Annotated in this window: 8 protein-coding genes and 1 pseudogene; 2 read left to right on the top strand and 7 right to left on the bottom strand. The window is 71.6% G+C overall.

Annotation, left to right across the window (positions count from 1 at the left end; all coding sequences use genetic code 11):
- Positions 1-96: 96 nt before the first annotated feature.
- The 4 genes from A7B18_RS20420 to A7B18_RS20405 form a co-directional block, all read right to left on the bottom strand.
- Positions 97-1293, bottom strand: coding sequence for an Eco57I restriction-modification methylase domain-containing protein (locus tag A7B18_RS20420; protein ID WP_245872994.1), 1197 nt, complete (start codon positions 1291-1293; stop codon positions 97-99).
- Positions 1290-1928: a DNA methyltransferase gene (locus A7B18_RS20415; protein ID WP_102128515.1), complete on the bottom strand. Its 639-nt coding sequence runs from the start codon at positions 1926-1928 to the stop codon at positions 1290-1292. Before A7B18_RS20415 ends, A7B18_RS20420 begins: the two co-directional genes overlap by 4 nt.
- A 200-nt stretch (positions 1929-2128) precedes the next feature.
- Positions 2129-3592 carry a diguanylate cyclase domain-containing protein gene (locus A7B18_RS20410; RefSeq protein WP_102128514.1) on the bottom strand — a complete coding sequence of 488 codons (1464 nt, stop codon included), beginning with the start codon at positions 3590-3592 and terminating at the stop codon, positions 2129-2131.
- Positions 3576-5087 carry a FecR domain-containing protein gene (locus tag A7B18_RS20405; RefSeq protein ID WP_102128513.1) on the bottom strand — a complete coding sequence of 504 codons (1512 nt, stop codon included), beginning with the start codon at positions 5085-5087 and terminating at the stop codon, positions 3576-3578. The genes A7B18_RS20410 and A7B18_RS20405 overlap by 17 nt, the downstream gene beginning before the upstream one ends.
- A 57-nt stretch (positions 5088-5144) precedes the next feature.
- Here A7B18_RS20405 and abc-f point away from each other — a divergent pair, with 57 nt between their 5' ends.
- Both abc-f and A7B18_RS20395 read left to right on the top strand, forming a co-directional pair.
- The gene (gene abc-f / locus A7B18_RS20400; RefSeq protein WP_102128512.1) at positions 5145-7019 is read left to right on the top strand and encodes a ribosomal protection-like ABC-F family protein; all 1875 of its coding nucleotides are present in this window, start codon (positions 5145-5147) and stop codon (positions 7017-7019) included.
- Between the two features lie 34 nt (positions 7020-7053).
- A complete protein-coding gene (locus A7B18_RS20395) occupies positions 7054-7620 on the top strand; it encodes a hypothetical protein (RefSeq protein ID WP_146009631.1) in 567 nt (188 codons plus the stop codon).
- A 6-nt stretch (positions 7621-7626) separates the two neighbouring features.
- On the opposite strand, the gene A7B18_RS20390 is transcribed toward A7B18_RS20395, so the two are convergent.
- The 3 genes and pseudogenes from A7B18_RS20390 to A7B18_RS20380 all read right to left on the bottom strand — a co-directional run.
- On the bottom strand, positions 7627-8961 hold the full coding sequence (locus A7B18_RS20390) for an erythromycin esterase family protein (RefSeq protein WP_219722165.1): 1335 nt from the start codon (positions 8959-8961) through the stop codon (positions 7627-7629).
- 4 nt (positions 8962-8965) lie between these two features.
- Positions 8966-9628 (bottom strand): phosphoribosyltransferase, encoded by a 663-nt coding sequence (locus tag A7B18_RS20385; RefSeq protein ID WP_102128509.1) that lies wholly within the window; start codon positions 9626-9628, stop codon positions 8966-8968.
- A gap of 170 nt (positions 9629-9798) precedes the next feature.
- Positions 9799-10374, bottom strand: a pseudogene (locus A7B18_RS20380) (hypothetical protein); the annotation flags it as partial.

Here is a 10374-nt window from a genome sequence, read left to right as displayed (position 1 = left end):
GCTCTGGCACTGATGACGGTCATGCCAGACGTTCATTTGAACCGCCTGCTCCTGACGTTCAGCAGAAACTCGGAATTTCTCCGCCAGCACGGCTATTCACTGCGCTATGCGAGGTGCAACTCCTGAGTAATAGAGTGGCACGTCGCCCGACTGCTCCTTCTCGTGAAAGCCGTCGAAGTTAGAGGTCCAACCAAATTCCTTATCTCGGGCGAGAATGCTATTGATGGGTGACTCGCCGTGCGCCAACACCTTGTGCAAAACGGAAATGGTGCGTCCATCACGTACAAATACGTCGTATTCCCTGAGGTCGCGCGGGTATGGGCCGACAATTTGCCCACCACGGACGGTGCTCACGGCGCAGTCGCCTTCGCTATCACGTTTCCACAGGAAATAACACACCCCGGCCTTCACCTCGACGCCGGGAAATACCTCACTGGCTACCGGAAAATCAACCAGTTCGCGGATGCGCCGGTCAGCGAGCATCGTCTGGCGGAACTCGCTGAGGCCAAGGCCGGACGCCATCCAGCGTGAGGGAATCACCATGACCAAATATTTTGGGTCCAGCCCCTTCGCCTGTTCGACAAAATGCTGATAAATGGGAACGTCGCGGGTGCCGCCATCGCTGGCCAATTGATACGGCGGGTTGCCGATGATTACGTCGAATTGCATGTCTTCTCCAAAAAGTTCGGCGACTCGCGCCCGCACATCGTCGGTGTGGATGAAGGCGTAGGCGTGGGTCTCCAGGTCTTCGCCCCGGTCGAGCGTGCCCTGGCTCGCGCCGCAGTAGATGCACTTCCCGCTCCTCCAGGTGTGTTCCATCCGCTCGAACCAGATGTTGCCGTCAGCGCTGTCAAATGACCGGGCGACCGAGTGCTCGCCGTTGGCCCGCTTCGAGCAGTAGACGCTGCGGCGGGCGAGCAGCGCGGTGAGCTGCGTGATGCCGATGCCGAAGACTTGACGCGTCAGGATGTGGTCCACACGCTCCTGCAAGTCCGGCATCTGATCGGCCAGCCCGTCGGTCAGGCGCTGGGTGATCTCGCGCAGGAACACGCCAGACTTGGCGCAGGGGTCCAGAAAGCGCACCGTGGGGTCGGCCCACAGGTTCGCGCCGCCGTGGTCGGCGGCCCATGCCCCCGCCAGCGTGTCGAGCATCCGGCCCGCGAACTCAGGCGGGGTGAAGACCTCATCGTTGGAGAGGTTGGCGATGCACGTCAGGACATCGGGGTTGCGGCCCCGCAGGGTAAAGCTCGCCCGTCCGGGAGCGTCAGGTTGGAGAGTGTCTTGGGTGGTCACGCGGCCTCCTCTGCGGCGGCGAGGTCGCGCACGGTCATCGGGGGGTAAGTCCTGGTCGGGGTGAAGATTTCATGCTTGCCCAGCCCGGCAAACAGCGACCCCTCAGCGCTAAAGGTGGACGACATGGCGAGGGTATCGAGGCGGAAATCGCGGCGCTGAAAGCGGCCCCGGCCCAGGTAGCCCCACTCGGCAAAGGTGATGGCCTGGCCCTCATGCGTCTGCATCCTGAGCGCGTCGCCGTGGACCAAGTTCTGCGACAGGACATAGGCGGCGGCGCGGAAGAGGTCGTCCTCCTCGGCCAGCCCCAGGTACTCGGCCAGGACTTCCAGCAGGTTCGCCCGGCATTCGGCGATGTTGTCGGCCAACAGTTCGATGCCGTAGACGCACATCAGCGCGAGCAGGGCGTAGTGTCGCCGCTCGAAGTTGGACTGGCCGTACCGGAGCTGCACGGCGGCGAGCTTGCGCCGCAGCACCGCCACCAGAAAGTTGCCGCTGCCGCAGGCGGGTTCCAGAAAACGCGAGTCGATGCGCTCAGTCTCGCCCCCTACCAGGTCGAGCATGGCCTCGACCAGCCACGGTGGGGTGAAGACCTCGCCGTGATCGGCGACGCGCCGCTTGGATTTGATGAGATTCATACTCCCTCTCTGTGTAGGCTGATCATTCGGGTACTGGAGAACACTCTACAGAGGAGTCGGACTAGAAGAGCGGAAGTTTGTTGAGCAGGGGCGCGTTGGTCGTCTCCAGCCAAGGCGTGGCAGAAGCCCGAAGGCATTGGGCGGCATGTCCTTTCCTGCTAGATCCAGCTTGGCATTGGGGTACACGCCGACCACTTCGCCTACTCCCGCCCTTCCCGCCTGAACTTCATCCGGTAGCGGTTGCGGCTGGCGGCCTCGATGAGTTCTTCCGGGGAGCGGACCTCGGAGTCGGTGGTGGCGGCGCCGAAACTCACGCTCAGGGGCACGTCGCGGTAGGTGAGGGTGTCGAGCGCACCGCGCATCGAGTCGCTGATGCGGGCGAGGTCGTGCTTGTCGGTGTTGTCGAGGAGGACGGCGAACTCGTCGGGGCCCCAGCGGAAGATCACGTCGCCCCGGCGCCGGTGCGAGCCGATGCGGCCCGCGAGGTCGCGCAGCACCTCGTCCCCGGCGAGGCGCCCGTAGACCTCGTTCACCTTGCGAAAGCCGCTGAGGTCCACGAGGAGCAGCCCCAGCGGCCTGCCCTCGCGGCCCGGCCAGCGGTGCTCGACGGCGCGGGTGAAGGCGAGGCGGTTGCCCAGCCCGGTGAGGGGGTCGCGCGTGCCGAGGTGGCGCAGGTTCCACCAGCGCTCCAGCGCGACGAGGGCCGTGCCCAGGATGGCGGCCACGGAGACGGTCACGCCGGGAAAGAGCACGTTCACGAGCCACAGCGGCACCGCCAGCCCCAGCGTGACGAGCGCGATCCCGAAGCCCCACAGCCCGCGCGCGAGCACCGCGCCCACGGCGGCGGCCACGCACAGCAGGGCGGTCAGCCACGTGGGCAGCCAGACGAAGGGGCGCCCGAGCAGGCCCGACACCGCCCGCGCCTGGAGGAGCACGCCCGGCACCGCCTCGCCGCTCACGTCGCTCAGTCCAGACCCGACGAGGCCCGAGGCGGTCAGGCCGACGAGCACCACCTTGCCTTGCAGGTCCGCGAAGCGCACGTTGCCGTTCACCACGTCCCGGAAGGGGAGAACCGGCAAGGCGCCCGGCTCGGCCTTCACGGCGCGCAGGGGCTGGGGCCGCGTCTCGAGGGGCACGGGTTCGCCCGCCGCCACCGCCACCTGCCGCGCGAAGCTCGGTTGCAGGCGCCCGCCCTCGGTGGCGTACGCGGTCTGGAAGGAGCGCACCGCCCCGCCCGGCCCGAGGTTCAGGGCGCTCACGCCGGTGGGGGAGGTCCACTCGGGGGGCAGCTCGCCCGCCTCGCCGGGGGCGGTGGCGAGCACCACGTTGGGCCGCGAGAACGTCCCTCCGAGCACCGGGCCCGCGTCGCCCGCGCCATCGAGCAGCACGTCGAGGCCGACCGCCCGCGCGCCCGCCTCGTCCAGGGTCCGCAGCGCCTCCGCGTACAGCTCGGGGGGCCAGCCGGGGAGCCGCCCGTAGTCGCGCAGCGAGGCGTCGTCGATGCCCACCACGACCACCCGGGGGTCGGGGGAGGCGGGCAGCGCCCGGTTCACGGCGTCCCACAGCCGCTCGTTCGTGGGCATCAGCAGCGCGAGGCTCAGCCCCAGCACGGCGGCGGCGGGGACCGTGTAGCGCGCCAGCGAGCGCTCAGGAGAGGTCGGCATAGCTCTCGTTCCCCGCCTCGTCCCGCACGCTCACGCGCAGGGGCGTGCCCGGGGCCGGGGCGGGCAGCAGCAGCCGGAAGTCCCCGGAGACCTGCCGGGTGAAGGTCGTTCCCCCCACCCGCGCCGTCAGGGTCAGCCGCCCCGTCCCAGCGTCCCGCGCCGTCCCCGTCAGGGTGAGCGAGCGCCCCACCCGCTCGGCGCGCACCCCCGTCAGGCTGGGGGCCGTGCGGTCGATCACGACCGTCTGCCAGCGGGTCGCCGCCTCGCCCCCGCGCTCGGCGCTCACCCGCACGGTGTACGTGCCCTCGGGCAGGGGCGGGGTCAGCCCTCCCAGCCGGAAGCGGTCGCCCTGGCGGGTCAGCGCCACCCGGCGGCCCGAGACGGTGGCCGTCACCTGGGCGTCCGGCAGGCTGCGCGCGGTGAGGGTCAGCTCGCGCAGGGGGCCGGGAGGCGGGTCGACTTGCAGGGTGAGGGCGCGGGCGGCGGAGGCGGGGCTTCCCACGCTGTTCGGCCCGGTTGCCCCGGCGGGCGGCGCCTCGTCCCCCTCGCGCACCCGGACCCGCCCGCCCGCGTCCACCCGGAACTCCGCGCCGCGGGCGGCGGTGCTCACGACCGGGGTGCGCAGTTGGGAGCCTCGGGCCACGCTCTGCGCGCCCGGCACCACGTTCCAGGCGCTGCCGCGCGTGAGTTGCAGGGTGACCTCGCGGCCCGGCCCGCTGCCTTCCGCCCCGATGGCGCTCAGCTCGCTGTGGGACTGGAGGCGCAGGTAGCCGCCGCTCGCCGTGAAGCCCACCTCCGCCCACGAGCCCTCCCCGGTGGCGAGGCGCTCGCCGGGGTCGAGGGTCTCGCCGCGCCCGGCGGAGCGGCTCTCGGCGCCGCGCACCACCCGCACGGTCCCCCGGGTCGCCTGCACGGTGGCGTCGCCCGTCCCGGTAAACTGCGCGGCGTACCACGGGTCGTCCTCGCGGAAGGGGGTAATGGCCCCCGAGGCGAGGTTGAGCTGCTGCCCGGCGCTGACGGTGACGACGCGCCCGGCGAGCGCCACCCGCGCGCTCCCGGAGATCACGGCGACCCGCCGGGTGATGCCCCCGCGCAGGTCCACCCGCGCCCGCCCGGGGCGGTCCATCACCACGTGGCTGCCCCGCGCGTGGACGGCGACCGGGCCGTCGAGCACGAAGTTTCCCTCCTGAAGGTTGGCCTCCTGCCGGGTCACGCCCAGCCGCGAGGCGCTGGCGAGCAAGACGCTGCCCGTGACCTGCCCCCCGGAGCCCGTGATCCGGGCGCGGCCCGTGCCCACCCGCAGCCCGAGCGGCACGGCGGGGGGGCCGCTCGCCGCCCGCCACACGTTCCCCGGCCCGAGCACCTCGGCGCGGCCCGAGAGGTACTGCCCCCGCGGGGGGGCCCCCGCCACAGAGGCGGTCTGGGCCAGACCCACAGTCAGGACGCCCTGGGCGAAGAGGGCGCACAGGCCCGTCCAGGCGGCGGTTCGTCTCACGCCCCCCAGTCTAAAGGGAAATTAAAAGAACGAGAAGGAGCCCGTATACTGCCCCCCGTGCTCGTCGCCGCCGTGGACGCCACCAAGGAATATGGCCCCCTGACCGTGTTGTCGGAGGTGAATTTCGCCGTCCAGCCGCAGGGCCGGGTGGGTCTGGTGGGGCGCAACGGGGCCGGGAAGAGCACCCTGCTGAGGCTGCTCACCGGCGAGACCCCCCCCGACGGGGGTACGGTCCGGTGGGCCCCCGGCGTGCGCGTGCGGGCGCTGCGCCAGGACCCCACCTTCCCGCCGGGCGCGACCGTGGAGGGGGTGCTGGAGGCCGCCTTCCACGACCTCGACGCGCTGGAGGCCGAGCTGAGTGCGGCGGCGGAGGCGATGGCGGACGGCACCCCGGAGAGCGTCCTGCGCCACGAGGCTGTACTCGAACACTACGCCCGCCGCGGGGGATTCGAGCGCCGCAGCCGCCGCGAGGCCGTGACCCTCGCCTTCGGGTTCCGGGGGCGGGAGGGGGAGCCAGTGGGTGGCCTCTCGGGCGGGGAGCGGACCCGCCTCGGCCTCGCGGCCCTCCTCGTCGAGAACCCCGACGTGCTGCTCCTCGACGAGCCCACCAACCACCTCGACATCGTGATGGTCGAGTGGCTGGAGGGCTTCCTCGCGCGCTACCCGGGCGCCGTCCTCGTGATCAGCCACGACCGCGCCTTTCTCGACGCGGTGACGCGGGAGACGGCGTACCTGCGCGGTGGGGGGCTCAAGGTCTACCCCGGAGGCTACTCCACCTTCCGCGAGACGCTCGCCGCCGACCTGGAGCGGCAGGCGGCGCAGGCGGCGCAGGACGCCAAGCAGATCGCCTCCCTCCAGGCGAGCGCCGACCGCATGAAGATCTGGGGTCTGGGGATGAGCAAGCTCGCCCGCCGCGCCAAGGCGATGCAGGCGCGGGTGGACCGGATGCAGTCTCGCGCCAGTTCGGCCCCGCCCCCGGGGGAGCGCACCACCCGCATCACCTTCCACGCACCCGAGAGCGGCGACGTGGTGCTCGACGCGCGGCACGTCACCCGCCGGGTCGGGGACCGGACGCTTTTCGCGGATGTGAACGTTCAACTGCGCCGGGGCGACCGCGTGGCGATCATCGGGCGCAACGGGGCGGGGAAGACCACCCTGCTGCGTGCCCTGCTCGGGCTGGACAAGTCCGACGATCCCCGCGCCCGGGTGCTGACGGGGGCGCGCGTTTCCGTCGGCTACTACGACCAGGCGTTGCGCGGCGTGGACCCCTCGCAGACCCTCTACGACGTGGCGCGCGAGTACGTCCAGAAGGACCCCGAGGCCCACGATCTCCTCGGCACCTTCATGTTCCCCTACGACCAGCACGACAAACCCGCGAGCATCCTCTCGGGCGGCGAGCGGGCGCGGCTGGCCCTTCTCAAGCTCGCGCAGGAGGACCACAACCTCCTCGTGCTCGACGAGCCGACGAACCACCTCGACATGGAGATGGTGGAGGGGCTGGAGGACGCGCTGGACGCCTACACCGGCACGCTCGTCATGGTCAGCCACGACCGCGCCTTCATCGAGGGGCTCGCCGACCGCATCTGGCTGATCGAGGACGGACAGTTCTACGAGTACCCCGGCTGGGCCGACTACAAGGCCCGGCACCGCCCGGCGCAGGCGGCGGAGGTCAAGCCCGAGCCGAAGCCTATTTCCGCCGCCCCGAGGGGCAAGGGTCTGTGGCACCTCAAGCGCGAGGTGGAGGCCATCGAGGCGGAGATCGCCCGGCTGGAGGCCGAATTGATGGATGCCCAGGCCGCCCTCGCCTCCGCGTCCCCGGACGCCGACTTCGCCACGCTGGGACGGACGGCACATGACCTCGAAATGCGGTTGGAGGCGCGCATGGAAGCCTGGGGCGAGAAGCAGGCGGAAGTGGAGGCGCGGGGGGGGTAAGCGGGCGGTCCGGGTGCGGCGTCTCCCCTGGGGGATGCGACCCCTTACCTTGCTGCTGGCTGGCCTGACGACCGTGGCCCAGGCGAACACCTACGCGCCGCCGAGGCCGCTGCTGGTGGGGTCGGACTCCGGCTCCTCCGGCTTCAAGCTGCTGCCGCGCGGGGTAGACGATGCGCGGGCCTCGGCGCGGGAGAGCTGGGGCGAACTCGTGCAACTCCAGCCCGACGGGACCCTCAGGACGCTCTGGAAGCGGCGGCTGGTCAACACGCCCGCCCGGGTTTACCTCAGCCCGCGCGGTCAAGTCGTCACGCTCGACAACCATGCCGGGTACGGCAGCCCCCGTCACGCCGTGGTGGTCTACGACCCCGGGGGCCGGGTCACGGCGGACCTGAGCTTCGCGGAGGTGGTCCCGAACGCCTCCGGCTGCCGTGCGTGCGGCTCAATGGACGGCCCCTTCCTGACTTGGGGATATCAGCCTAAGTGGGTGTTCTACGGCAACGACGTTCACCTCGCCCTGCGCGACAAGGACGGCAGGGGACCCACCATCAACCTCGTGACGGGGAAGCTCAAAACACTTTGGAACGGTCAACCTCGGCCCTGAGTCCGGCTACTCCCCCACCGGATACGTGTCCGGCACCTCATCCTCCGCGTCCCCGGCGTCCGCGTCGAGGGGCACCACCGCGCTCGTCTCGTCGAAGTGCAGAAGGGCGTCGTACATGTCGGCGGGGCGGGTCTGGACATGGTGGCTTCGGCGCTCGGTCTCGGGGCGGTAGATCACGCCGATGAAGCGTTGCAACCGCTCCTCGCGCAGGGCGTCGGTGGCGGCGTTCTGCCCCCGCAGGTCGAGCCAGAAGTTCGCCTCGCCGACCTCGTGGCAGAGGTCTTCTAGGCTGCCTTCCAACCCGGGGCGCACCCGTTTCGTCCGGGCAGGCTCGTCCCAGTCGTCGGAGGCGGTCACGGTGCCGTGGTGGGTGCTCAGGCCGATGATGGAGGTGTCTTCGGGCCAGCGTTCGCGGGTGAGCTGCCCGAGGTTGAATTCGCCCCGCCGCCAGCCCATTTCGCTCGCGCGGGCGTCGCCGAGGTGGGAGTTGTGCGCCCAGACGACGACCTTCTGCGGGCGGCCCTGCCCCTCGCCGTGCTCGACGAGGGCCTCCAGCGTCTCGGCCATGTGGCGGTCGCGGATGTTCCACGACTCGTCGCGGCCCCGGAACATCGCCCGGTAGTAGGTCTCGGCGTTTTTCGCCAGGCGGGCGTTCTGCTCGGCGAAGAAGTGCTCGTCGCCGCCCAGCGGCCCGTGCGCGAGTTCGGCCTCGCGGCGCTGGAGTTCGAGGAGCTGCGCGACGGCGGCGTCCTCGCAGGGCTCCTTGCGCCCGTACTCGGTGGCGTAGCCGTACGCCTGCGGGTTCTCGCCGAAGTGGTCGAAACACGAGTATCTTTTGCGCGCCCGCCCCGCCGCCTCGGGGTCCACTGCCTCCAGGTAGGCGACGACTGCCCGCGTGGAGCGGTGCAGGCTGTAGAGGTCGAGGCCGTAGAAGCCGACCTCCGCCCCCGGATGCCGCTCGTTGTGCCCCCGCAGCCAGTCCACGAAGTGCCCCACGTCCTCGTTGCGCCACATCCACCTGGGAAACCGTTGGAAGTCGCCCAGGGCTTCGAGGGCGCTCCCGTCCTCGCCCTGCCCACGCACGAAGCGGTTCACCCGGTAGGCGTCGGGCCAGTCGGCCTCCACCGCGACCGCTGTGAAGCCGCGCTCCTCGATCAGGCGCCGGGTCAGCCGCGCCCGCTCCCGGTAGAACTCGTGGGTGCCGTGCGACGCCTCGCCGATGAGGACGAAACGCGCGTCGCCGATGCTCTCCAGCAGGGCGTCGTAGTCGTTCGAGGCGCCGGTCAGGGGGTGGATGACTTCTCGGAGGGCCTGGGCGAGCGAGGATCGGGTGTGGGTCATGCCTTCACTCCTCTTCAGGGGGAGAGGCGGCGAGCGTCAGCCCCTCGCGCACCTCGTCGTCGGTCGTCTGGCGGAAGTCGTCGTAGAACTGGCCGACCGCCTGAAAATGCGGCGGGGCGAGGAGACAGACCACCCCGTCGGCCTCCGTCTCCAGCGCCCGGCAGAGTTCGGGCGGGGCGACGGGGACGGCGACGACCACGCGGGCGGGGCCGAGGGGCCGCAGCGCGAGGAGGGCCGCGCGCATGGTGGCGCCCGTCGCCAGCCCGTCGTCGATCAGGAGGGCGGTGCGGCCCGCGACGGGCGCGGACGTGCGGCCCTCCCGGTACGCGCGCTCACGGCGCTCCAGCTCGGCGCGTTCTCGCCGCGAGGCGGCTTCCAACGCCCCCGAGGACACCTGGGCGCGGCGCAGCAGGTCCTCGTTGAGCACCCGCACGCCGCCGGACGCGACGGCGCCCATCGCCACCTCCTCGGAGCCGGGCAGGCCCAGCTTGCGGACGACAAACACGTCGAGGGGCGCGTGCAGCGCCCGGGCGACCTCGGAGGCCACGGGCACCCCGCCGCGCGGCAGGGCGAGGACGGTGGTGTCCGGCCATTCGCCCAGGGCGAGCAGCCGTTCGGCGAGGCGCCGCCCCGCGTCCCGGCGGTCGAGAAATCGGTCGTGCGCCATGTGGGACCCCGCCCCGATTGTCCGGCGCCCCTCCCCCTGCCTGCCAGCCCGGGCCGCTTCATGACGCGTTGACAGGGCGTTCATGCCGGGGGACGCGGGCGCCCTCCACGCGAAAAGCGCCCCACACGGGACGCTTTTGCGGGCGCTCAGGCGGCCAGGACCCCGGCGGGTTACTGCGGGGGCACCCCCTCGGTCGCGGCGATCTCGAAGCGCGAGACGTTGCCCTGGGGGTCGAGGCTGAAGACGAGAGTCCACTCGCTTCCCGGGTCGCCCTGAAAGGTGACGGTGCGGACGTAGGAGGTCACGCCGTCCTCCTCGATGACCGCCTCGTGGAGCAAGGTCGCCTCGGGCCCGTAGGTGTCGCGCCCCGAGGCCCGGAAAGCCTCGAAGGCGGAGAAGTCGCCCCACGTCGCCCGCGCGGAGGGGAGAAAAGCCGCCCACAGCTCGCCCAGCCGCTCCTGGTACAGCAGCGAGGTCAGTTCACGCCCCCGCGCCAGGGGGGAGGCGGGCACCGGGGCGGGTGCCTCCGCCCGGGCGACCTCGGCGGTCCCGGGAGCGGAGGAAGTTCCCCGGGGGGCGGACGGCGTGGCGGGGGACGTGTCGCGCAGGGCGGCGGAGACCGGGGGCACCGGCACCGCCTCGGGCGCCGCCTCGCGGGCGAGGGCCCCGGGACCCTGGGGCGCGGGGGCGGACGCGGCGGGGCCCGGTCCCGTCGGCCTGGGTGAGACGGCGCTCGGAGGCGTCGC

Origin of the sequence: Deinococcus planocerae, assembly GCF_002869765.1 — a bacterium.
Classification (GTDB): domain Bacteria; phylum Deinococcota; class Deinococci; order Deinococcales; family Deinococcaceae; genus Deinococcus; species Deinococcus planocerae.
The sequence above is the reverse complement of the archived record's forward strand: the minus strand, read 5'-3'. Positions and strand labels throughout refer to the sequence as shown.